Source organism: Kitasatospora sp. NPDC057595 (genome assembly GCF_042800875.1).
Lineage (GTDB): Bacteria > Actinomycetota > Actinomycetes > Streptomycetales > Streptomycetaceae > Kitasatospora.
In genome coordinates this window covers 52,346-74,642 of record NZ_JBHVGL010000011.1, presented here as the reverse complement: position 1 = coordinate 74,642, position 22,297 = coordinate 52,346, and the positions used below count along the sequence as shown (strand labels likewise).

The 22,297-nt window shown below is 75.6% G+C and carries 23 protein-coding genes; 12 read left to right on the top strand and 11 right to left on the bottom strand.

What is annotated here, in order from left to right:
- Positions 1-209 precede the first annotated feature (209 nt).
- The 3 genes from ACFU9E_RS18370 (at position 210) to ACFU9E_RS18360 (ending at position 2,809) form a co-directional block, all read left to right on the top strand.
- A complete protein-coding gene (locus ACFU9E_RS18370) occupies positions 210-932 on the top strand; it encodes a lytic transglycosylase domain-containing protein (RefSeq protein WP_380690015.1) in 723 nt (240 codons plus the stop codon).
- Positions 933-1,039: 107 nt separating this feature from the next.
- On the top strand, positions 1,040-1,597 hold the full coding sequence (locus ACFU9E_RS18365; protein ID WP_380684936.1) for a GNAT family N-acetyltransferase: 558 nt from the start codon (positions 1,040-1,042) through the stop codon (positions 1,595-1,597).
- 198 nt (positions 1,598-1,795) lie between these two features.
- The gene (locus tag ACFU9E_RS18360) at positions 1,796-2,809 is read left to right on the top strand and encodes a glycosyltransferase family 2 protein (protein WP_380684935.1); all 1,014 of its coding nucleotides are present in this window, start codon (positions 1,796-1,798) and stop codon (positions 2,807-2,809) included.
- A 39-nt stretch (positions 2,810-2,848) separates the two neighbouring features.
- Here ACFU9E_RS18360 and ACFU9E_RS18355 read toward each other — a convergent pair whose 3' ends face one another.
- Both ACFU9E_RS18355 and ACFU9E_RS18350 read right to left on the bottom strand, forming a co-directional pair.
- Positions 2,849-3,418 carry a hypothetical protein gene (locus ACFU9E_RS18355; RefSeq protein ID WP_380684934.1) on the bottom strand — a complete coding sequence of 190 codons (570 nt, stop codon included), beginning with the start codon at positions 3,416-3,418 and terminating at the stop codon, positions 2,849-2,851.
- Between the two features lie 49 nt (positions 3,419-3,467).
- On the bottom strand, positions 3,468-4,094 hold the full coding sequence (locus tag ACFU9E_RS18350) for a hypothetical protein (RefSeq protein ID WP_380684933.1): 627 nt from the start codon (positions 4,092-4,094) through the stop codon (positions 3,468-3,470).
- Positions 4,095-4,243: 149 nt separating this feature from the next.
- Between ACFU9E_RS18350 and ACFU9E_RS18345 the strand changes: the two genes are divergently transcribed.
- Both ACFU9E_RS18345 and ACFU9E_RS18340 read left to right on the top strand, forming a co-directional pair.
- Positions 4,244-7,186 carry an FAD-binding and (Fe-S)-binding domain-containing protein gene (locus ACFU9E_RS18345; protein WP_380684932.1) on the top strand — a complete coding sequence of 981 codons (2,943 nt, stop codon included), beginning with the start codon at positions 4,244-4,246 and terminating at the stop codon, positions 7,184-7,186.
- A 69-nt stretch (positions 7,187-7,255) separates the two neighbouring features.
- The gene (locus ACFU9E_RS18340; protein ID WP_380684930.1) at positions 7,256-7,669 is read left to right on the top strand and encodes a PaaI family thioesterase; all 414 of its coding nucleotides are present in this window, start codon (positions 7,256-7,258) and stop codon (positions 7,667-7,669) included.
- 47 nt (positions 7,670-7,716) lie between these two features.
- Here the strand turns inward: ACFU9E_RS18340 and ACFU9E_RS18335 are convergent, their stop codons facing one another.
- Both ACFU9E_RS18335 and ACFU9E_RS18330 read right to left on the bottom strand, forming a co-directional pair.
- The gene (locus tag ACFU9E_RS18335; protein WP_380684929.1) at positions 7,717-8,184 is read right to left on the bottom strand and encodes a CBS domain-containing protein; all 468 of its coding nucleotides are present in this window, start codon (positions 8,182-8,184) and stop codon (positions 7,717-7,719) included.
- A 76-nt stretch (positions 8,185-8,260) separates the two neighbouring features.
- The gene (locus ACFU9E_RS18330) at positions 8,261-9,259 is read right to left on the bottom strand and encodes a slipin family protein (RefSeq protein WP_380684928.1); all 999 of its coding nucleotides are present in this window, start codon (positions 9,257-9,259) and stop codon (positions 8,261-8,263) included.
- A gap of 139 nt (positions 9,260-9,398) precedes the next feature.
- On the opposite strand from ACFU9E_RS18330, the gene ACFU9E_RS18325 reads away from it, so the two are divergent.
- A complete protein-coding gene (locus ACFU9E_RS18325; RefSeq protein WP_380684927.1) occupies positions 9,399-10,214 on the top strand; it encodes a uracil-DNA glycosylase in 816 nt (271 codons plus the stop codon).
- A 9-nt stretch (positions 10,215-10,223) separates the two neighbouring features.
- On the opposite strand, the gene ACFU9E_RS18320 is transcribed toward ACFU9E_RS18325, so the two are convergent.
- The 3 genes from ACFU9E_RS18320 to ACFU9E_RS18310 all read right to left on the bottom strand — a co-directional run bounded on the left by ACFU9E_RS18320 (position 10,224) and on the right by ACFU9E_RS18310 (position 12,072).
- Complete coding sequence (locus ACFU9E_RS18320; protein ID WP_380684926.1) at positions 10,224-11,099, bottom strand: CHAD domain-containing protein; 876 nt, start codon at positions 11,097-11,099, stop codon at positions 10,224-10,226.
- A 209-nt stretch (positions 11,100-11,308) separates the two neighbouring features.
- Positions 11,309-11,695 carry a hypothetical protein gene (locus ACFU9E_RS18315; protein WP_380684925.1) on the bottom strand — a complete coding sequence of 129 codons (387 nt, stop codon included), beginning with the start codon at positions 11,693-11,695 and terminating at the stop codon, positions 11,309-11,311.
- A complete protein-coding gene (locus ACFU9E_RS18310; RefSeq protein WP_380684924.1) occupies positions 11,692-12,072 on the bottom strand; it encodes a hypothetical protein in 381 nt (126 codons plus the stop codon). The genes ACFU9E_RS18315 and ACFU9E_RS18310 overlap by 4 nt, the downstream gene beginning before the upstream one ends.
- 28 nt (positions 12,073-12,100) lie before the next feature.
- Here ACFU9E_RS18310 and ACFU9E_RS18305 point away from each other — a divergent pair, with 28 nt between their 5' ends.
- From ACFU9E_RS18305 to ACFU9E_RS18280, 6 genes are all read left to right on the top strand, one after another.
- Positions 12,101-12,322 carry a hypothetical protein gene (locus tag ACFU9E_RS18305; RefSeq protein WP_380715140.1) on the top strand — a complete coding sequence of 74 codons (222 nt, stop codon included), beginning with the start codon at positions 12,101-12,103 and terminating at the stop codon, positions 12,320-12,322.
- Positions 12,323-12,538: 216 nt separating this feature from the next.
- Positions 12,539-13,216: a hypothetical protein gene (locus ACFU9E_RS18300; RefSeq protein WP_380687402.1), complete on the top strand. Its 678-nt coding sequence runs from the start codon at positions 12,539-12,541 to the stop codon at positions 13,214-13,216.
- A 208-nt stretch (positions 13,217-13,424) separates the two neighbouring features.
- A complete protein-coding gene (locus tag ACFU9E_RS18295; protein WP_380687404.1) occupies positions 13,425-14,258 on the top strand; it encodes a DsbA family protein in 834 nt (277 codons plus the stop codon).
- Between the two features lie 64 nt (positions 14,259-14,322).
- The gene (locus ACFU9E_RS18290; protein ID WP_380687406.1) at positions 14,323-14,994 is read left to right on the top strand and encodes a vitamin K epoxide reductase family protein; all 672 of its coding nucleotides are present in this window, start codon (positions 14,323-14,325) and stop codon (positions 14,992-14,994) included.
- Positions 14,995-15,523: 529 nt separating this feature from the next.
- Positions 15,524-16,717, top strand: coding sequence for a hypothetical protein (locus tag ACFU9E_RS18285; protein WP_380687408.1), 1,194 nt, complete (start codon positions 15,524-15,526; stop codon positions 16,715-16,717).
- A gap of 58 nt (positions 16,718-16,775) precedes the next feature.
- Positions 16,776-18,971: a tetratricopeptide repeat protein gene (locus ACFU9E_RS18280; protein ID WP_380687410.1), complete on the top strand. Its 2,196-nt coding sequence runs from the start codon at positions 16,776-16,778 to the stop codon at positions 18,969-18,971.
- Positions 18,972-18,991: 20 nt separating this feature from the next.
- Here ACFU9E_RS18280 and ACFU9E_RS18275 read toward each other — a convergent pair whose 3' ends face one another.
- The 4 genes from ACFU9E_RS18275 to ACFU9E_RS18260 all read right to left on the bottom strand — a co-directional run bounded on the left by ACFU9E_RS18275 (position 18,992) and on the right by ACFU9E_RS18260 (position 22,056).
- Positions 18,992-19,507: a helix-turn-helix domain-containing protein gene (locus ACFU9E_RS18275; protein ID WP_380715138.1), complete on the bottom strand. Its 516-nt coding sequence runs from the start codon at positions 19,505-19,507 to the stop codon at positions 18,992-18,994.
- A gap of 421 nt (positions 19,508-19,928) precedes the next feature.
- Positions 19,929-21,005 carry a serine hydrolase domain-containing protein gene (locus tag ACFU9E_RS18270; RefSeq protein WP_380688078.1) on the bottom strand — a complete coding sequence of 359 codons (1,077 nt, stop codon included), beginning with the start codon at positions 21,003-21,005 and terminating at the stop codon, positions 19,929-19,931.
- 79 nt (positions 21,006-21,084) lie between these two features.
- Positions 21,085-21,627: a GNAT family N-acetyltransferase gene (locus ACFU9E_RS18265; RefSeq protein WP_380688080.1), complete on the bottom strand. Its 543-nt coding sequence runs from the start codon at positions 21,625-21,627 to the stop codon at positions 21,085-21,087.
- Between the two features lie 24 nt (positions 21,628-21,651).
- Positions 21,652-22,056, bottom strand: coding sequence for an ankyrin repeat domain-containing protein (locus ACFU9E_RS18260; RefSeq protein ID WP_380688082.1), 405 nt, complete (start codon positions 22,054-22,056; stop codon positions 21,652-21,654).
- Positions 22,057-22,297: the final 241 nt, after the last annotated feature.

Here is a 22,297-nt window from a genome sequence, read left to right as displayed (position 1 = left end):
CCCGCCGCGCGTCCCCTCCCGCCCCACCGTCCGCACCGGGGCACGCGCCGCGGCCGTCCCGTACGCCGCCGCGGGCCGCTCCCCCGAGCCGGTCCCGCGCGATGCCCGGCGCCGTGCCACCGCCCCGCCCGGGGCCGGCACGCCCCGACGGCCACCGGGGTGCCGACGGCACCCCGACGGCACCCCGACGGAAAAGGATCGTCCGCTCCATGCAGCTCAGCCATGCCCGCCGCAACTCGCTGATCACCGGCATCACCACCCTGGTGGTGGCGAGCGCGGCCACCGCCGCCCTCGCCATCCCGGACAGCGGGACCGCGGTCGCCGAGGCCCCCGCCGCCGCGGTGGTCGGCACCGCCGGCGACACCTCGGCGGACGCGGAGGCCGCCGCGGCGCAGGCACAGGCACAGGCGCAGGCCCAGGCACAGGCGCAGGCGCAGGCGCAGGCGCAGGCCGACGCCCAGGCCGCGGCCACCGCCGCGCAGGCCCAGGCCGAGGCGGACGCCGCCGCCCAGGCACAGGCCGCCGCGCAGGCGCAGGCCGAGGCCCAGGCGAAGGCCCAGGCGGACGCGAAGGCCAGGGCCGACGCCGAGGCCGCCGCCTCCCGCTCGCAGGAGCGCTCCGCCCTGAACAGCAAGCCGTCCTACTCCGGCAGCCCGCGCGAGATCGCCGCCCAGATCGTCCCGGCCGGCCAGCTCCAGTGCTTCAACAACATCGTGTCCCGCGAGAGCAGCTGGAACGTCACCGCCACCAACGCCTCCTCGGGTGCGTACGGCCTGGTCCAGGCGCTGCCCGGCTCCAAGATGGCCTCGGCCGGCGCCGACTGGCGCACCAACCCGGCCACCCAGATCAAGTGGGGCCTGAACTACATGAACTCCCGCTACGGCAGCCCGTGCGGCGCGTGGGCGTTCTGGCAGTCCCACCACTGGTACTGAGCCACCCCTTCGCCCCCCGGGCCCGCAGGCCACCGGCCTGCGGGCCCGGGGCGTTCCTGGCCGAAATCCTGATGGTCCCGGAGGCCCCCGGGCGGAAGAGTGGGGCCATGGATCATGTGAGGCTCTCCGACGGGGTCGTCACGCTCACGCCGTTCGGGCCGGCGGACATCGACGCGCACCTGGCCGGCGAGGACGCGCTGCTGGTGCGGTGGCTGAACGGCGGGCCGAGCACCCGGGCGGGCGTCGAGGAGTACGTGCGGCGGTGCACCGCGCAGTGGGTGTACCGGGGGCCGGCCCGGGTGTTCGGGATCCGGACCGGTCCGGAGCCGGTGCTGGCGGGCACGATAGACCTGCGGTTCGCGATGCCGTGCCTCGGCCCGGGGCAGGTCAACATCGCGTACGGCCTCTACCCGGCCTGGCGCGGGCGGGGACTGGTGACCAGGGCGGTGCACCTGGTGAGCGGGTACGCCGCGCAGGAGGGCGCGCGCGAGGGCGTGATCCGGGTCGACCCGGAGAACCTCGCCTCGGCTGCCGTGGCCCGGCGGGCCGGCTTCCGGTACGTCGGCCGGCTGCCGGAGCCGCCCGGGATCCCGCTCGACCGGTACGTCCGCCCCCTGGCCGGGATACCCTCCGGGGCCCGGACGGCGGCTGCCCACGCGGTCTGAACGAGCCCCCTGGAACAGCCCCTCCAGGCGCCGAGCACGACGGTGACGGCGCGCGCCGGGGCGTGCGTCGTGACGTGGACGCGCCCGGGGCAGCCGGTGAAGATATGGCGTACGTCCGTACGATTTGATGGGTATTGCCCGACCTACGGACCGTCAGGGCTTTGCGACCGTCCGCAGGCGCTCCTACGCTCCCGCGTCATGCCCTCACCCCTGATCAGCGTCGTGATCCCCGCCTATGACCAGCAGAAACAGCTGGCGGACTGCCTGGACTCGCTGCTCGCCCAGTCCTTCCGCGACTTCGAGGTGCTGGTGGTCGTCGACCGCTCCCCCGAGTGCCCGGCGCAGCTCGCCGAGCGCTACGCCGCCCGCCACCCCCAGGTCTCCGTACTGCGCCTGGACGCGGCCGTCGGCGTCGGCGTCAGCCGCAACGCGGGCGCCGGCCACGCCCGGGGCGAGTACCTGCTCTTCCTCGACGCCGACCACCTGCTCGCCCGCGACGCCCTGCGCTCCTTCGCCGACCGGATGGCCGTGACCGGGCCGGTCGACCTGCTGCTCTTCGGCCACACCCGGCAGCACGCCGGGCGCGACTGGCCCGGCGCCGCCGAGGCGCTGCTCGCCGAGGCCGGACCCGAGGTCTTCGGCCCGCTGGAGCACCCCGAGCTGCTGGGCGCGCCCGCGCTGATCTGGGACCGCCTGGTCGGCCGCGCGCACTGGCACCAGCAGGGCCTCACCTTCCCCGACGGCCGCTACGAGGAGATCCCGCCGGTGCACCGGGCGATGCTGACGGCCGGCCGGATCGCCGTCCTGCCGCGCGCCTGCGTGCAGCTGCGCCGCCGGGAGACCGTCCACCCGACCGGCTCCCCGGGCGACAGCAGCTTCGACGTCTTCGAGCAGTACGAGCGGACCTTCGCGCTGCTGGACGTCCTGGGCTCCCCGGACGCCGTCCGGGATGCGCTGTTCACCCGGATGATCCGGCACTACCTGTTCGTCTTCGAGCTGGCCGGCTGCGTCGCCCGCGCCGAGCGCCCGCAGTTCTTCCACCGGGCGGCCGAGCACCACCGCCGCTTCCAGCCCCCCGGCCACCGCCGCCCGGGCGGCCGCGAGGGCGTCAAGTTCTCCCTGCTGGCGGGCGGTGCCTACCCGGCGTTCGAGGTCGCCAAGCTCTCCCACATCGCCGCCGGCACCCTCACCGGAGCCGCCCGCCGCCGCTGACGCCCGGTAGGGGGGTGTGTGGTGGATCGGCCCCGGCCGTCACCGCGGCCCGCGGTACTCCAGGCGGACGGCGTCGAGGTCCACCGGCCGCTCGTAGTACGCCTCGGCCCAGTCGCGGAAGGCCTCCGGGGTGCCGTCGAGCAGCAGCCGGAACAGGTGGCCGGCGCCGTCCGGGTCCTCGCCGTCGGCGGGGTCGAAGCGGACGTCCCCGGTGCGCCACCGGTCGTCGCCGGCCTCCCGCCACAGGCAGACCGTCACATCGGGCACGTCGCCGTCGGCCACCTCCCCGAGCAGGGGGCGGAACACCTCCGGCACCGCGTCGAGCACGCCCGGCCACACCGTGCCGTCCCCCGCGTGCGGGCTCAGCGGCGACTCGTGGTCGAAGCCCAGGGCCATCGCGCCGTCGGCCGTGAAGACGATCGTGTAGGAATCCCCCGCACCGTTGTCCATCCAGGCGACCTCGCGGCCCGGCGCCCCGTCGGCGGCGAAGCCGTGCCGGCGGTACGGGTCGTCGGGCGCGAGCGCGGCCTCCGCCGCGGCCAGCGCGCGGCAGAGGTCGCGCAGGGCGGGAACGGCCGGCAGCCGTCGGGCGACGTCATGCACACTCATGGCCGAATTCCAGCAGACGCCTCCGACAACGGCGCCGCGGACCGGGTGGTCAGCGGTGCGCGGTGCCGCCGTCGGCGGCGAGGGCCGCGGCGATCCGGCGCAGGCTGTCGGCGCGGACGTCGTCCGGCAGCGGCGGCAGGAGGTCCATCCACAGCGGCAGGGTGGAGCCGACCAGCTGCCGCTGGCCCTCGGGTCGGGCGATCAGCCACAGGTGCAGGTGGGCCGCGCCGTCGCCCCAGCGGCTCACGTGGACCCGGCCGATGCCGCCGAGTCCGAGGATCGCCCGCTCCACGCGCTGGAGCACCGGGCCGAGCTCGGCGGCCCGGGCCGGCGGGAGGTCGAGCAGGTCGTGGTGGCCGCGCGGGTTGAGCAGCAGCACGGCGGGCAGGCCGTGCGGCTCGCCGTAGGCGCGCAGCCGCCAGTGCTCGTCGGTCCAGACGAAGTCCTCGTCCGTGCGGCCGCACTCACCGCACTCCGCCGGCCCCGCCTCGCCGTGCCGGGGCGGTTCGGGCAGCTCGGGGGCGTCCAGCGTCCGCGCCCGCAGCTCGCCGCCCTCGGAGGGCTCGTACGGGAAGATCGACCAGGACGGCGCGGCGTCCTCGGGTATCGGCAGCCGCTCGCCGACCGGCAGGTGGGCGAGGAAGGGGTGGGGGGCTTCGTGAGGGTCGGTGATCATGGAAAGGACACTGCCAGACGCCCCGGGTGCCCGGCCAGCCCTTTCCCGGTACCGCCCGCCGTTCGCGGCTGCGATGATCGGCACAGTCACGAAGCCGCACCGCCGCACCGCCGCACCGCTCAGCGTTCACCGCCCGGGAGGACCCGCCCGTGAGCCGCCCCGACACCGCGCCCGGCACCGACCTGGCCCGCGAGCTGTCCGCCGTACTGCGCGGCGACGTCCGCTTCGGCGCCGCCGAGCGCACCGCCTACAGCCACGACGCCTCCAACTACCGCCAGCTGCCGCTCGGCGTGGTCAAGCCCGCCGACCTGGACGACGTGCGGACCGCGCTCGCGCTGTGCCGTCGCTACGAGGTGCCGGTGGTGGCGCGCGGCGCCGGGACGAGCATCGGCGGGCAGGCGATCGGCCCCGGCGCGGTGGTGCTCGACTTCCGCCGCCACCTCGGCGCCGTCCTCGGCGTGGACCCGGAGCGCCGCACCGCACGGGTCGAGCCCGGCGCCGTGCTGGACGACCTGCAGCGCGCCGCGCGACCGTACGGGCTGCGCTTCGGGCCGGACCCGTCCACGCACAGCCGCTGCACCCTCGGCGGCATGATCGGCAACGACTCCTGCGGCGCGCACTCGGTGGCCTGGGGCCGGACCGCCGACAACGTCGAGTCGCTGGACCTGCTGCTCGCCGACGGCACCGAGCTGACCGTCGGCGGCCCGCTCGGCCCGGACGAACGCGCCGCGCTCGCCGCCCTGCCCGGACGCGTCGGCCAACTCCACCACCGGCTCCAGGAGTTCACCGACCGGAACCTGTCCGTCATCCGCCGGGGCATGCCCGCGCTGCCGCGCCGGGTCTCCGGCTACCCGCTGGACGCGCTGCTCCCCGAACGCGGCCACCACCTGGCCCGGGCGCTCACCGGCACCGAGGGCACCTGCGCCCTGCTGCTCGGCGCCACCGTCAAGCTGGTCGAGGACCCGCCCGCGCGCGCCCTGGTGGTGGCCGGCTACCCGGACGAGACGGCCGCCGCCGACGCCGTCCCCGCCCTGCTGCCGCTCGGCCCGCTCACCGTCGAGGGCATGGCCGCCGACCTGCTCGCCGCGCTGCTCGCCGCCGGTCCGCGCCCGCCCGCCCTGGACCGGCTGCCCGACGGCGCCTGCTGGCTCTTCCTGGAGGCCGGCGGCGCCACCCCCGCCGAGGCGCTGGACGCGGCCCACCGGCTCGCCGACGCCGTCCGGCGCGAACGCACCGCCAACGCCGCCGTGGTGACCGACCCGGCCGAGCAGCGCCAGCTGTGGGGCGTGCGGGAGGCGGGCGCCGGCACCGTCACCCGGTTGCCCGGGGGCGGTGAGGCGTGGCCCGGCTGGGAGGACTCCGCCGTCCCGCCGGAGCGGCTCGGCGACTACCTCCGCGAGCTGCGCGCCCTGCTGCGCCGGCACAGCCTGCGCGGCGTCCCGTACGGGCACTTCGGCGAGGGCTGCGTCCACCTGCGGATCGACTTCCCGCTCGCCCAGCCCCACGGGGTGCTGGTGTTCCGGGAGTTCCTGGAGCAGGCCGCCGATCTGGTGGTCTCGCACGGGGGTTCGCTCTCCGGCGAGCACGGCGACGGCCAGGCCCGCGCCGAACTGCTTCCACGCATGTACCCGGCCGAAGTCATCGACCTGTTCCGGGAGTTCAAGCGGATCTGGGACCCCGAGCGGCTGCTCAACCCCGGCAACCTGGTCGACCCGCGCCCGCTCGACACCGACCTGCGGTTCACCGGGCCGGCGCCGACGCTGCCGCTCGCCCTGCCGTACGAGCAGGACGGCGGCAGCCTCGCCAAGGCGGTGCGCCGCTGCGTGGGCGTCGCCAAGTGCGTCGATACGAGCACCGGGGTGATGTGCCCCAGCTACATGGCCACCGGCGAGGAACGGCACTCCACCCGCGGCCGGGCCCGGCTGCTCGCCGAAATGCTGCGCGGCGGCGGCCCGTTCGGCGGTGCGATCGCGGACGGCTGGCGCTCGGCGGAGGTCCGCGAGGCACTGGACCTCTGCCTCGGCTGCAAGGGCTGCGCGAGCGACTGCCCGGTCCACGTCGACATGGCCACCTACCGGACCGAGTTCCTGTACCAGCACTACCGGCACCGGCCGCGGCCCGCCGCGCACTACGCGCTGGGCCGGCTGCCGCTCTGGCTGCGCGGCACGTCCCTGGCACCCGCCCTGGCGCCCGCCGTGGCCAACACCCTCGCCCGCTCACCCGCCGCCGGGGCGCTCAAGCGGCTCGCCGGGATCGACCCGCGCCGGGTGCTGCCGGTCCTGCCGCCGGAGACCTTCACCCGCTGGTACCGGCGCCACCGCGCCGCCGCCGGACCGGCCCCGGCGGGTGCGCCGCCCGTGCTGCTCTGGCCGGACACCTTCGCCAACCACCTGCAGCCGGAGGTGCTGCGCGCCGCCGTCGAGGTGCTGGAGCACCTGGGCTTCGACGTCCGGCTGCCGGCAGGACCGGTCTGCTGCGGCCTGACCTGGTACTCCACCGGCCAACTCCCCGGCGCCCGCCGGGTGATGCGGCGCAGCCTGGCCGCGCTCGCCGCCACCGGTCTGCCCGCCGGCACACCCGTCGTCGGACTCGACCCGAGCTGCACCGCGACGCTGCGCGAGGAGGTGCCGCGCCTGCTCGGCCCCGAGGGCCGCCCGCTGGCCGAACGGACCCGTACGTTCGCCGAGTTCATCGACGAGTACGCGCCCGACGCGCCGCTGCCGCAGCTGCCGGTGGACGCCGTCACCCAGACCCACTGCCACCAGCACGCGGTGCTCGGCAGCGCGGCGGACCGCCGGGTGGAGCGGCGGATGGGCGTCAACAACCGGGTGCTGGACTCGGGTTGCTGCGGGCTGGCGGGCAACTTCGGCTTCGAACGCGGCCACTACGAGGTCTCGGTGGCGATCGCCGAGCGCGTCCTGCTACCCGAGCTGCGCGCCGCCGGGCCGGACACCGTGGTCCTCGCGGACGGCTTCAGCTGCCGCACCCAGATCGCCCAACTCGCCGAGGGCCGCCGGGCGCTGCACCTGGCGGAGCTGATGCGGCGGGCGCTGCACGCGCAGACGTACGACGGCCGGCGGACCCCTCGGTGACGGCGAGACCGACGGCGAGCCCGACGGCGAAACCCTGACACCGTGCGGCGCGGCCGTCACAATGACGGCATGACCACGCTCAGCACCGCCGAGGCGGACCGCATCCTGGCCGACAACTTCGCCCCCTGGGTGCGGGCCCTCGGCCTCTCGGTCGTCGGGACCGGCGAGCGCCACGCCGTGCTGCGGCTTCCCTGGTCCGACCACCTGGCCCGGGAGGGCGGCGCGCTGTCCGGGCAGGCCCTGATGGCCGCCGCCGACACCGCCTGCGTGATCGCGCTCTCGGCGGCCCGCGGCGGCTTCGGCCCGATGACCACCGTCCAGCAGTCGACCAGCTTCCAGCGCGCGGTGACCGGGCGGGACGTCCTGGTCACCGCCCGGGTCACCAGGCTCGGCCGGCGGATCGCCTTCCTGGACATCGGCCTGACCGCGGAGGGCGAGGAGGACGAGGCGGCCCACGCCACCGCGGTCTACGCGCTGGCCTGAGCCTCCTCATGGGGTCCTCGGAAGGTCCTCACACGGTCTGCCGGTCCTCACGCGGTCTGCGGTGTCTCCAGCACCTCCTTCGAGCGCGGCGAGTCCTCGGCGCAGACCGCCGTCACGAACTCCGCCACCAGGGCCTGGGGCATGCCGCGCGCGATGTCCGCCTCGCTGATCATGCCGACCAGCTCGTGCTCCGGGTGGTTGATCACCGGCAGCCGGCGCACCCGGTACTGCTCCATCACCCGCAGCACCTGCTCGACGTCCTCGTCCGCCTCCACCGTCATCGGCCGCCCCTGGGCCACGTCCCCGGCCGTCACCCGCTCCGCGTCGAGGCCCTCGGCCACGCACTTGAGCACGATGTCCCGGTCGGTGAGGATGCCCAGGAGCTTCTGCCGCTCTCCGCAGATCGGCAGTGCCCCGACTCCGCGTTCCTTCATGATCCGGGCCGCGGCGGCGAGCGTCTCGTGCTCGCCCACGCATTCGGCGCCCCGGTGCATGATGTCGCCCGCATTGGTCATGATCGGCCTCCTGACGTGCCTGCCACTGCCACTTCTCCATCGTGGTCCGGCGCCGGGAGCCCCGCCACCGGGCCCGCTACGTCCTTCCGCCGCTCTTCCCGCCGTCGTTCTCGCCGACGTCCTTGCCGGCGTCCTTGCCGTCTCCGGCGCGCCGCTCCGGCGGATCCAGCGGCGAGCTGTCCAGCACCTCCTCCAGCGGAGGAAGTTCGAGCTGCTCCATACCCGGCAGCGGCGGCGCCTCGACCTTCCCGGGCTCCACCGAGTCCACGCCGTCCGCCCCGGAGCCGCCCTGCTCCGCGCCGCGCCGGTGCGTCTCGGCGGCGCTGTCCAGGAACCGCAGCAGCTCCACCGGGAACGGCAGCACCAGCGTCGAGTTCTTCTCCGCCGCGACCTCCACCACCGTCTGCAACAGCCGCAGTTGGAGCGCCGCCGGGGTCTCGCTCATCACCGCGGCCGCCTCCGACAGCCGCGCGGACGCCTGGTACTCGCCGTCCGCCGTGATGATCCGCGCCCGCCGCTCCCGCTCGGCCTCCGCCTGCCGGGACATCGAGCGCTTCATCGCCTCCGGCAGGGCGACGTCCTTGATCTCCACCCGGTCGATCTCGATCCCCCAGCCCAGCGCCGGACTGTCGATCATCAACTCCAGGCCCTGGTTGATCGGTTCGCGGTTGGCCAGCAGGTCGTCCAGCTCGCTCTTGCCGATGATCGACCGCAGCGAGGTCTGCGCCACCTGGGAGATCGCGAAGTTGTAGTCCTGCACGTTGACGATCGCCTTCACCGGGTCCACCACCCGGAAGTACACGACGGCGTCCACCCGGACGGTCACGTTGTCCCGGGTGATGCCCTCCTGCGCCGGGATCGGCAGCGTCACGATCTGCACGTTCACCCGGCGCAGCCGGTCCGCGACCGGCACCAGCGCGACCAGCCCCGGATCGCGCACCTCGTCGCGCACCCGGCCGAAACGGAACACCACGCCCCGCTGGAACTGCTGCACGACCCGCAGGCTCATCCCTCCCACCACGGCCGTCAGCAACAGCACCACGACGATGACCCCGACCACCACATCGACGACCATGACGGCCTCCTCGCGCAGCAGCGAGCACCGGCCGTCGCCGACCCGCTCCGGCCGACGGCCACCGGAACCACTGGTTCCACGCTACGCCTGCCCGGCCGGCGCCAGAACGAACCCGGTGCGCGGGCCTAGGATCGTCGCCATGCCGCAGTCCCCCGCGCGCCCGCCGGACCCTGCACGCCCGCCGGCCCCCGCCGACGACCCGGGCCACCCGCGCCACCCCGCCGAGGCGGCCGCCCGCGCCGTGGACCTCGCCGCCCTCGACCGGGTCGTCACCGGCTGCCGGGCCTGCCCGCGGCTGGTCGAGTGGCGCGAGGAGACCGCCCGCACCAAGCGCCGCGCCTACCTGGACTGGGACTACTGGGCCCGCCCCATCCCCGGCTTCGGCCCGCCCGACGCCCCGCTCCTCCTGGTCGGCCTCGCCCCCGCCGCGCACGGCGCCAACCGCACCGGCCGGATCTTCACCGGCGACCCCTCCGGCGACCTGCTCTACGCCGCCCTGCACCGACTGGGCCTCGCCAACCGCGCCGAGTCCGTCCGCCACGGCGACGGCCTGGCCCTGCACGGCGTGCGGATCACCGACCCGGTCCGCTGTGCCCCGCCCGACAACAGGCCCAGCACCGCCGAACGCGACACCTGCCGCCCCTGGATCACCCGCGAACTCGAACTCTGCCGCCCCACCGTACGCAGCGTCGTCGCCCTCGGCGGCTTCGCCTGGCAGGCCCTGCTCCCCGCACTCGACGCGGCCGGCTGGACGCTCCCCCGACCCCGGCCGCCGTTCGGCCACGGCGCCCATGTCACCCTGCCGGCCCGCGACGGCGGCCCGCCGCTGGAGCTGTTCGGCTGCTACCACGTGAGCCCGCGCAACACCAACACCGGCCGCCTCAGCACCGCCATGCTGCGCGACCTGCTCCGCACCGCCGCCCGCACCGCCGGCCTCGACCCGGCCGAGGAGTAGCCCCGCCCCTCAACCGAACCGCGCCAGCTTCGGCCGGGCGGCCCTCGCCCACACCTTGGGCAGCGCGAGCCGGGCCCGCTCCGCCTCCGCCAGCTGCTGCCCGTAGAGCACGCCGTAGGCGAACGGCTCCTCGGTCGCGACCGCCCGGTCCCGCAGCGCGGCCGACGCCACCACCGCGTCCTGGTGCTCCCCCAGCACCTCCTGGACGGCCTTCATCCGCTCCACGTACCGCTCCGCCGCCCGGCCCGCCACCGGCACCGCGGTCTCGCCCGCGTACCGGGCGCGCTTGGCCGCCTTCCGGGCCTCGTGCAGGGCCGCGTCCGGTGCCGAGGCGTCCATGAGCGCCGACCGCACCCGCTCCGCGGTCCGCCGCTGCTCGCGCCCGGCCACCCGGGCCAGCTCCGGACCGGCCGCCCGGTCCGCCCGTCGGCGCAGCGGCGGGTCGGCCAGCAGCGCCGCCAGGCCGGCCGCCAGGGCGCGGCGGCGCGGGCTGTCCAGCGCGGCCACCACCTCCGGCCGGACCCGCCGGTACTCGGCCCGCCCCCAGTGCTCCAACTCCGCCGCGATCCGCTCGGGCCCGCACTCCGCGGGCAGCTCCCGTGCCCGTGCCGCCAGCCGCTCCCCCAGCACCTCCCGGTCCCGGGCCCGCCCCAGCGCCGCCGCGAGCCACCGCAGCTCGGCCACCAACTCGTCCGCGGCCCCGGGCGCGAGCAGCCGTCGGTAGGTGCGGAAGGCACTGCGCAACCGCCGGCACGCGACCCGCATCCGGTGCACCGCGTCCGGCTCGTCCGCCCGCACCGCCTCGTCCAGCCCGGCCAGCACCTCGGCCTGCGCCCGGATCCGCCCGAGCACGACCTCACCCGCGGTGACCACATCACCCGCCATCCGCCCGCACCCCCTCCAGGGGCCGTCGAGAACCCCTCCAGGCTAGCCCGCCCACCCCACCCGCGACCAAGCCGGCAGCTCGAATTGGCAGGAGCACACGGCGCGGCGGCAACCGGCACGGGAAGTCGATCCGGCCGACTTCTGATGCCACCGCCCCACAGGTAGTGGCCGGCGAGGGAAGTCGGGGGCTGGGACCTCGTGGGGGCGGGTCAGGGGCGGAGTTGGACGGCGAGGGACATGGTGTAGCCGACGAGGGCGGCGAAGAAGACGACGGCGGTGGTGTAGCGGGCGGTGAAGGGGAGGCCGGCGAGGGCGGGGTAGAGGAGGACGGCGGTGCCGGCGGCGAGGTCGGCGAGGTAGAGGCCCCGGGGTGGGACGGTGCCGGTGGTGCGGGCGGCCCAGCCGGTGGCGACCAGGAAGCCGGTGAGCAGGATGAAGCCGGACAGCAGGCCGGAGCCGATGCTGGAGAGCACGGGGTGGGGTTCGGGCGGGAGTTCGCCCTCGGGGACGGCCGGGCGCACCCGGTGGGCGATGGCGAGGGCGCCGACGGCGAAGGTCACACACGCGGCGGCGCTCAGCAGGGGCGCGGGGTTCATCGGCGGCTCCGGGAGGTCGTGTGGTGGTGGCCGAGCGCGGCCGCGAGGGCGGCCGGGAGGAGGACGGTGAGGACGAGCACGGCCGTCCAGGCGGTCGCGTCGAGCTCGCCGGCGGGCGGTGCGGCGGGCGGCGGGGGCGCCGCGGCAACCACCGCGACGGTGGCCGTCGGGCCGGGGGCGGGCGGCGGGGCCGGGGGCGGGGGTTGCGCCGTCCAGCTCGGCGAGGTCTGCACCGGGGCGGGGGCGGGCGGCCGGACGGGCGGCACCGCTTCCACGGTGATCGGGGCCCGGGGCGGCAGCGGGGGCGGTTTCACCGCGTGCGGCGGTGGCGGGGGCGGGGTCGGCGAGGCGGTCGGGGCAGCCGGGGAGGTCGGCACCGCCGGAGGAGACGGGGGCGGAGCGGGCGTGGACAGCGGCGAGGGCGAGGGGACCGGCAAGGGCTCCGGGGAGGGAGTCGGCGCGGCGGTCGGCACCACAGGCGTCGGCGCCGGCGTCGACGCCGGCGTCGACGTCGGCGAGGGCGGCGGGACCGACGGCGTCGGCGACGGGCAGTGCCACGGCCAGGCCCACGACGGCCACGGCGGCGACGGCCGCGGCGGCACCGTCGGCCCCGGGCCAAGGGCGTAGTCCATCGCCCGATTGTCGGACCGCCCCACCACCCCCGTCAGGGCCTGACGGCCCCTCACCCGACCGGCGCCCCGCCAAACCCATCGCCGCGGTGAACTCCCCACCCCCGGCTACCGAACACACGACCGATGCGGGACAACCTGTACCCGGATCCGGCCGTAACCGGGGACGCACCCTCGTGCCCGATGTAAACGCCGTGACATACTCCCGAACGTGATGACGACCTCCACCCACACGACGAGGGCCCTGCGGGCCGCGGTGTTCACCGCGCTCGCCGTGCCGCTGTCCGCGCTGGGCCAGGTCCTCATCACCGGCCGTCCGCTGCCGCTGGCGCTGGTGGGGATGGCCACCGCCGTCGTCTTCCTGGTCTCGGCCGCGCTGGCCGGCGGGGAACGGCGGCTGTCGCAGATCGCGGCCGTGATGGTCCCGGTCGAACTGCTGCTCAACACGACCTTCAATCTGGGCCAGACCAGCTGTGGTCCGGTCCTCGGCGGCGACCTCCCGGCCCGCGGCATGAACCTGCTGGTCTGCGGCGGCGGCTCGGTGGACGGATCGTCGCTGTTCTACGGCCAGTTGGGCCATTCCGGACGACTGGCACCCGCCGCCACCCAGGTACTGCTCCTGCTGGTGCACCTGGTGATCGCGCTGGCCGCCGCCGCCTGGCTGCGGCTCGGGGACGCCGCCCTGTCGAGCCTCGGGCGGGCGCTGCGCGCACTGCGCCAGGCCGTCGCCGCGCCGCTGCGGGCGCTGGTCCTGCTGCTCGTCCCGGCGCCGGCCCGGCCGGTGCTGCGGGTGCCGCTGCCGGTCTCGGACCGCCGCCGCCCGCGCCGCGAGGACGTGGTGCTGAGCCCGGCGCCGCGCCGCGGCCCGCCGTTGCTCGCGCCTGCCTGCTGACGAGCCCCTGGAACCCGGTCCCTCGCCCGAAGTCCGAAGAAGCGACGGCCGGTCCTCCGTGGGCCCGCGGCGGGCGGCGCACGACTCCGCCTCCCGTCCAGTCACCCCTCCGCCCTCGCGCGCCCGTGCTCAGCACGCCGTGCCGCGCGCCGGAGCGGGACACCCCCGCGCGCCCTGCTGCGCGCCCCCAATACGGAGTTGACCGAGCATGGCCCAGCCCACCCAGAAGCCCGCCCAGAAGCCCTCCCGCAAGCAGGCCCAGAAGATCAGCGCCCGCGAGCGCATCCAGGAGGCCCAGCGCCAGGAGAAGCAGGCCGCCAAGCGCCGTCAGCGGATCGTCGTCGGCGTCTCGGCCGCCGTCGCGCTCGCCCTCGTCGGCGGCACCGCGCTCGCGATCAGCATGGCCGACGACAAGAAGTCCTCCTCGACCGCGGCCGAGCCGACCGCGCTGGTCGTGCCGGCCAACACCTCCGGTCCGGACGGCACCGTGATCACCTACGGCAAGCCCGATGCCGCGCACACCCTCCAGGTGTTCGAGGACTTCCGCTGCCCGGTCTGCAAGACCTTCGAGGCCGCCAACGGCGACACCGTCAAGAAGCTGGCGGACGAGGGCACCGTCAAGGTCGAGTACCACCTGGCCGCGTTCCTGGACAAGAACCTCAGCGGGAAGGGCTCGCGCACCGCGCTGGCCGCGATCGGCGCGGCGGTGAACGAGGGCGTGGACAAGTTCAAGGCCTACCACGACGTGCTGTACGCCAACCAGCCGGACGAGCGCGAGGACGCGTTCGGCGACGTCAACCACCTGCTGCAGCTGGCCGACCAGGTGCCGGGGCTGAAGACGGACGCGTTCGTCAAGGCGGTCACCGACCGGACGTACGCGCCGTGGGCGAAGAAGGTCGCGGACGCGTTCAACGACAGCGGGGTGACCGGGACCCCGACGGTGAAGGTGGACGGCAAGCCGCTCACCCTGTTCAGCGGCAACCGCGCGATGACGCCGGAGCAGTTCACCGCCCAGGTGAAGCAGGCCGCGGGCTTGCAGTGAGCACCACCGGCCCGGCCGATTCCCGGCCGGGCCGGCCCCTTCCTCACCCACGGAGTGCTCTGCCATGACCGCATCGACCGCTCTGACCCCCTCCTCCCCGTCCTCCCGCCCCGCCTCCCCCGCGCCGGCCGCGCCCGGTTCGGCGCCGATCGGCGCGGGCCGCGCGTTCTCGCTCTTCCTCCTGATCGCCGCCCTGATCGGGCTGGCCGCCTCGGCCGTGCTGACCTTCGACAAGCTCCGCATCCTGGAGGACCCCTCCTACATCCCGAGCTGCAACCTCAACCCGGTGATCAGCTGCGGCTCGGTGATGCGCACCGACCAGGCCGAGGTGTTCGGCTTCCCCAACCCGCTGCTCGGGCTGGCCGCGTTCGGCGCGCTGGCGGCGGTCGGTGCCGGGCTGCTGGCGGGGGCCGCGTACCGCCGGTGGTTCTGGCTCGGCCTGCAGGCGGGGACGCTGTTCGGAGTGGGCTTCGTGCACTGGCTGATCGACCAGGCGCTGTACGACATCGGCGCGCTCTGCCCGTACTGCATGGTGGTCTGGGCGACGGTGGTGACGCTGTTCTGGTACACCACGCTGCACAACCTGCGCTCCGGGGTGATCCCGGTCGGACCGCGGCTCCAGCCGGTGGCCCGGGAGGCGGCCCGTTACCACTGGGCGCTGCCGGCACTGTGGGCCGCGGTGATCGCGCTGCTGATCCTCAACCGGTTCTGGTCGTACTGGTCCACGCTGATCTGACGCGACATCACTCCGACGGTCCGGCGGTCCGCCGATCCGTACGGTGTTCGCGTCCCCGTACGCGACCAGTTCTCGCCCTGGACCCGAAGTGTTCGCGAGGCATCGAGTACAGGCCTCCTCCCCTGCTAGAGATGACGTGTCCCCGACGGATCCGGGTCGGCCGCGACTGCGGCGGCCGGGTCCGGTCCGGGGGCACCGTCGTCCCTACACCCGGTGAGAGGAGGTGACCTTCATGAAGAAGATCGCCATTCGCAAGGCGGGCTCCGTCCGTCTGACCAGCGGCGCCTCGCTCTACGGCGGCGGCCCCTGTGGCCCGACCTGGCCGCCCGTGGTGCTCCCGGCCTAGTCCCGAGTGCTACGCCCCGGCGGCGGGCGTTCCAGATCCGCGCCCGCCGCCGGTGGCCCACCGGCCCACCCCGTCGGCGATCCGCTTGGAGGAGCGATGCCAGACCGGCCTGCCACCGCACCGCCACCCGGACCGGCGAGCAGCGGCCACCCGTCCCCCGGACAGCCGCACGGAGAAGGCCCGTTGACCTTCCACCCGCTGGTCTTCCAGCCGGAGGGCGACGAGGTGACGGTCGGCCGGCTCGACGAGGGCACCTTCGTCGTGCTGCCCGCCGACGGCGCCGCCCTGCTGCGACGGCTGGTCGACGGCGCCGAACCCGCCGAGGCCGCCCGGTGGTACGCCCGGAGCTACGGCGAGACGGTCGACATCGCGGAGTTCGTCGCCGACCTCGGCGAGCTGGGCTTCCTGCGCGACCCCGACGAGGCCCCCGCGCCACCGCCCGCGCCGGTGCGCTGGCAGCGGCTGGGCCGTGCGGTGTTCTCCCCCGTCGGCGCCGCGCTCTACCTGGCGCTGCTGGCCGGTTCGGTGGTCACCCTGGCCCGCTCACCCGAACTGGTCCCCGGCTACCGGCACCTGTTCTTCACCCCGTACCTGTCGGTGCTGGTCATCGTGATGTTCCTGGCCCAGGCCCCGCTGATCCTGGTGCACGAGGCCGCGCACGCGCTGGCCGGCCGCCGGCTGGGCCTGCCGTCCCGGCTGTCGGTGGGCCGGCGGCTCTACTTCGTGGTGGTGCAGACCGAGCTCGACGGCCTGGTCACGGTGGACCGCCGGCGCCGGATCCTGCCGATGCTCGCCGGGGTGCTCGCCGATCTGGGCGTCCTGGCCGTGCTGACGCTGGTCGCGGCCGGCACCCGGCACTCCGACGGCGCGCTCTCCGCGGTCGGCGGGGTCGCACTCGGCCTGGCCTACTCCACCGTGCTGCGGGTGATCTGGCAGGCCCTCTTCTTCCTGCGCACCGACGGCTACTACCTCGTCGTCACCGTCCTCGGCTGCGTGGACCTGCACACCACCGCCAAGCAGCTGCTCGCCGACCGCTGGGCGCGGCTGCGCGGCCGCCCGGCCCCGTACGACCCGGAGGGCTGGCACCCCCGGGACCGCGCGGTGGCGCGCTGGTACTCGGTACTGATGGCGCTCGGCTACGCGACGGCCCTGGCGACGCTGGCGGTCAACCTGCCCCCGATCGTGGCCAGGGCGTCCCGGTCGGTGCTCGACCAGCTGTCCGCGGGCGGCGCCCACCGCTGGGCCGGGCTGGCCGACAGCATCGTCTTCCTGTTCCTGACCGTCGGTGAACTCGCCGTCTCCACCGCGCTGTACCTGCGCGAGCGGCGGGCCCGGCGCGCGGCGGCCGCCCCCGACGCGCTCCCAGCGGCCCCCTGATCCCGCCTCGCGATCCCACCCCTGTCCTGCCCCGGCGCCCGCCACCCCTGGAGGTCCGATGTCCACACCGCCCACCGGATCCGGCCACCACGTCCTGGTGACCGGGAGCCTGCGCCGCGACCGCGCCGCCGCCCGCGCCGCGCTGGCACTGCCGGCGCCGCTGCTGCCCGGGCTGCCCGAGGTCTCCGCGCACCGCCGGCTGCGCGGGCCGTACACGGCGGCCGGTACGGTGCTGCGCGCCGTGGTGCCCGCGGCGGCGGATCGCTGGCCGGAACTGGTCGCCGCGCACCAGGTGGAGCTGCTGACCGCCGCGCCGGAGCTGCGCGAGCGGGTGCCGGCCGACCGGGAGACGCTGACCTCGCTGGCCGTCCCGCAGGAGCGGACCAGGTTCTACTCCCGCTGGCGGACGCTGCGCATCGCCCACGGCCTCCAGGAGTTCCTGGCCGAGCTGCTGACCCGGCGGGCCGACGGACCGCACGCCCTGGTCGTCGAGGACCTCGACCACGCCGACCCGACCGACCTGGAGTTCCTCTCCGTCCTGCTCCGCCGCACCGACCCGGCGCTGCTGACCGTGGTCGTGGGCGGGACCGCCGCGTTGCTCGACCCGCTGCCCGTGGACCGGGCGGTGGAGGCCGGCACACCGCTCGGCGAGAACCTGCCCGAGGAACTGGCCCGGCACTGCACCCTGGTCGAGGCCCCGGCCGCCGCCAAGGACGAACCGCAGGACGGGCCACGGCACGAACCGCAGGGCGAGACCGACCCGGGCGCCCTCGCCGCCCGCTACGTGGCCGCGGACGGCACCGACGACGACCCGGCCGTCCTGGCCGGCTACCGGGCGCTGCCCGTGCGCGAGCGTCGCGAGCTGCACGACCGGCGGGCCGCGGAGCTGGCCGCGCTCGGCGAGCCCTCGCTCGACCTCGGCGCCCTCCCCTACCACCTGGAGCACGGCAGCGACGTGGGCGGCGCCGGCCTGCCGGCCCTCGCCAAGGCGATGGACGCCTGCATGCTGCTCGGCTTCTACCACGCCAGCCTGGAGTTCTGCCGCCGCGGCCGCTCCCACCTCGACCCGGTGGCGTTCCCCCAGGCCTGGTGGCACTTCACCGGCAAGATGCCCACCTCGCTGTCCGCCCTCGGGCGCGCCGACGAGGCCGAGGCGGTCTGCCAGGAGGTCCGGGTCCACTCCGTCGACCCGACCGCCCACCTGCAGTGCGCGTACGCGACCGCGATGCTCTACACCCGGCACCGCTCCCCGGACCGCCGCGACCACGAGCGGGCGGTCGCCTGGATCAACCAGGCCATCGCCATCGCCTCACTGCTGCCGGACCCGCGCCAACGCGCCTTCAACACCGTCTTCCACAACAACGGCCTGGCCCTCGTCGAGGCGCACCGCGGCCGCCCGCAGGCCGCGCTCGACCTGGTCACCGCCGGGCTGGCGGAGCTCGACCGGGACCTCGGCGCGGACGAGCACGGCCTGCACCGCTCGGTGCTGCGGCACAACCGCTCCACCGTGCTGACCGGTCTCGGCCGGCTCGACGAGGCGCTCGCCGACCTGCGGTCCGTCATCGAGAGCGACCCGAACTACCCCGAGTACCACTTCGACCTCGGCAACCTGCTGCGCCGGCGCGGCGACGAGGAGGGCGCCCTGGCCGCGTACGAGACGGCGCTGCGGCTCGGCCCGCCGTTCCCCGAGGTGTACTACAACCGCGGCGACGTGCGCTGCTCGCTGGGCGACGTCGAGGGCGCGCTCGACGACTTCGGCTACGTGCTGGTGCTGGACCCGAGCTTCGTCGACGCCTACGTCAACCGGGCCGGGCTGCTGCTGGACGAGGGCGACGTGGCGGGGGCCGAGCGCGACGCCCTGGCCGGCCTGGCACTGGCCCCCGAGAACGCCCACCTGCTGGCGGTGCTGGGCCGGGTGCACGCCGAGCAGGACGACCAGCGCTCGGCGATCGAGGCCTTCGACCGGGCGCTGAGCACCGATCCGGACCTGCTGCCCGCGCTCTGCGGGCGCGCCGGGGCCGCCTACCGGGCGGGCGAGCCGGAGGCCGCGCTGGCCGACCTCCAGCACGCCGTCAGCCTCGCGCCCGGGGATCCGCTGGTCCGCTACAACCGCGCCTACGTGCTGCTGCGCACGGACCGCTGGGAGGCGGCGCTGGCCGACCTGGACATCGCCGCCGAGCTGCTCCCGGACGACGAGGACGTGCTCGCCGCCCGCGCCGAGTGCCTGGCCCGGCGCGCCGCGACCACCGGCTGACGGTGCGCCCGTCGCGTTCCTCACCCGCGCCAGCGGTCGACCACGACGCGGGTGCGGGAGAGGACCGCGACGGCGAGCCGGGCGGCCGCGTCCAGCACCGAATCGGGCGCGGGCGGCCGGTGCGGGCCGCCGCCGGGGACCGCCCGGGCGGTCCCCGGCGCGACAGGCGGGGCCGGTGCGACAGGCGGGGCCGACGGGGCCGACGGGGCCGGTGCCGACGGCGCCGCGGCAACCGCCGGACGGTCGGTCAGCCGGCGGGCCCGGTCGGCCAGGGCGCGCCGGCGCAGCGGCAGCAGCGTGCCCGGCGGCAGACCGAAGCACTCCTCGTAGGAGCCGGTCAGCGACTCGGAGGGGATCCGGCGGCCGGCCTCGATGTCGGAGAAGACGCTGTGCGCGCTGTAGCCGAGCCGCTGGGCGAGCGCCCGCATCGACAGTCCGCGCTCCAGCCGCAGCCGCCGCAGCGCCGTTCCGAACTCCTCGCCCGCCAATTCCGCGCGGGCCGCTTCCGAATCCGGCCGGGCGGCCTTGTCGGACACTCCCGCGAATAACTCACGACCGTCGCCCGGGAAGGCCCGGCGCCGGCCTCCGGCGGAGTTCTGAAACACCATGGAATCACCGCATTCCTGAAATCGTGCGCTGCCCTGGAAACTCACGGTCGCCGCCGCCCGGGCCGTGTTCCTCCGGGCAGAACGGCGCTGACCTCGGCCGATCCCGGCCGAGGCGGAGCGGCCGACACCCCCCGAAAGGCCGGAGCGGATTCACCCCCCAGAAACCTGGGGGGTCTTCCGGCCCTGTTTCCGGCGCCCATCCCCCGGGGCGTCGGAAATATCGGTGACAGCCTTGCGCAATAGTCCCGCAACAGGGATCAGCATGCCCCTCGGCGCCGCCCCCGTCAATGGCGTGAAGCATCGTCCGAAAGGCCCACCGAATTCCCGCTGGACGCCTTTCGCCGCAGGCCTAACCGAAGACCGCCCGGCGGAAGGCGTTGCGCAGGTCGGTGAGCGGCCGGAAGTCCCGGTCGTAGTGCACCTTGTTGGTGAGCAGCAGCGCCCAGCGGCCGCGGCGGCGGGAGACCCAGACGCCGGTACCGGTGAAGCCGTAGTGGACGAAGGTGCCCTCGGCGGGGTCGGTTCCGGCGGCGCAGAGCCAGGACAGGCCGCGGGCGGGTGCCAGCCCACCGGTCTGCACCCGCAGCGATTCGGCGATCCACGGCTCGCCCCACGGAGCCTCCGCCCCGGCGGGCGGGGCGAGCAGCGCGGCGAGGAAGCGTTCCAGGTCACGGGCGGTGGAGAAGGCGCCGGCGTTGCCGGAGACGCCGCCGAGCAGCCGGGCCGAGGGGTCGTGGACGACCCCGCGCAGCACCGCGCCGGCCGCCGCTTCGTACTCGGTGGGAGCGGTGCGGGCGGCGAGCTCCGGTGCGAGCGGGCCGTAGCGGGTGTCCGTCATGCCGAGCGGCCGCCAGGTCTGCCGGGCGGCGAGCTCGTCGAGCGGAGCGCCGGCCAGGTGCTCGACCAGGTGGCCGAGCAGCACGGCGGCCCGGTCGGTGTACTCGACGGCGGCGCCGGGCGGACGGTGCAGCGGGGCGGCCAGCACACCGGACCGGATCGCCGCCGGGTCGCTCCCGTAGAGCTCGGCGAACCGGGTGCGCAGCGGCAGTCCCGCTGTATGAGTAAGGAGTTGACGGGCCGTCAGCACTCCGGCGGGGCGACCCTCGGCCGGCGGCCAGTACGCCCCGACGGGCCGGTCCAGCGGAAGGCGGCCGGCCTGCCACAGGGCGCCGGCGCACGGCCAGAGCGCGACGATCTTGGTGACACTGGCCAGGTCGAAGACCGTGTCGTGGTCCATGAGCCGCTCGCCGTACGGGCCTCGGCCGAAGACGCCGGCCCGGCCGCGGCCCCGGACACCCTCCGCGTCGCCGACCGACCAGACGCCGCCGGTCCCGACGGTGCGCAGGCCGGTCGCGACCAGTCGTTCCAACGGGCCGCCGGGAGCCGCGAGTTCGGCGAGCGGGGCGGGTCGCACCGATCCGGTCATGCGTGCCGCCCCCTGTCCCGCGGTCCCTCCCGAGCGGGCCCCTCGGACCCGTCGGGAGGCTACCCGTCCGGAGCCCGGGTCAGACGGCGGGCGCGCCGTCGAACTCCTTGCCCAGGCAGATGCTCTGCTCGTGCTCGCGGTAGAGGCCGAACTTCTCGATCGCCGCGTAGCCCTCGGAGGCGTAGAGGGCGACGGCCTCCGGCTGCTCGGTGCCGGTCTCCAGGATGAACCGGGTGCGCCCGGCCTCGGCGGCGGTCCGCTCCAGGTGGCGCAGCACCACCCGGGCCAGCCCCCGGCCGCGGGCCACCGGCCGGACGAACATCCGCTTCAGCTCGGCGTCGGTGGCGCGGATGCCGAACGGCGCGGCCTGCTTGGCCCGCCAGCCGCCGCAGGCGACCGGCTCGCCGTCCAGGTAGGCGACCAGGAAGAGCCCGGCCGGCGGGTCGAAGTGCTCGGGGTGCAGCTCGGTGAGGTCGGCCTCGCCGTACCGGCGCACGTACTCCTGCTGCACCTCGGCCGCGAGGAGCTGGGCGTCGGGGTGGCCGAAGCCGGTGATCCGGATCTCTATGCTGCCGCCCTTCGCGTCGCGCGCGAAGGTTCCGCCGTTGGTGGTGCTCTCCATGGTGGTCAAGCGTACGGCCCGGGCTCAGCCCGCCTCGGGGCGGCCCTCGAAGCGGGCGACCAGCGCCTCCTTGCCGAACATCCGGGCGGTGTCGACGGCGGACGGGGTGCCCGCGGCGGGGTCGGCGCCGGCGGCGAGCAGCGCGTCGAGCACGTCGTCGCTGCCCTTGAAGACGGCCCCGGCGAGCGGGGTCTGGCCGCGGTCGTTGGCCCGGTTCGGGTCGGCGCCGCGCTCCACCAGGGCGGTGACGGCGGCGGCGTGGCCGTGGTAGGCGGCGAGCATCAGCAGGGTGTCGCCGCGGTCGTTGGTGAGGTTGGCCGGGGCGCCGGCGTCGACGTACGCGGCGAGGGTCGCGGTGTCGCCGGCCCGGGCGGCGTCGAACAGCTTGCCGGCCAGGGCGATCACATCGGCGTCGGGGGTGTCGGTCATCTCGGGGCCTTTCTCCGGGGACGCGCCCGCGCGGGGCCCGTCGGGGGTGGTCGGTGTCGCGCCGGACGCACGGTAGCGCACGCCGCACCGGGCACGAGGCCGCGCGGCCGTTCGGAGGAACTTTCCGGACGGGAGCGGCAAGTCCGGTAAACCACCCATTTGCCCCGTTCCATCCGCTATTACCTTTTGTCACGATTGTGGCACTTTCCGTGGCACCGTCCCCGCACCCTCCCCCGAGGAG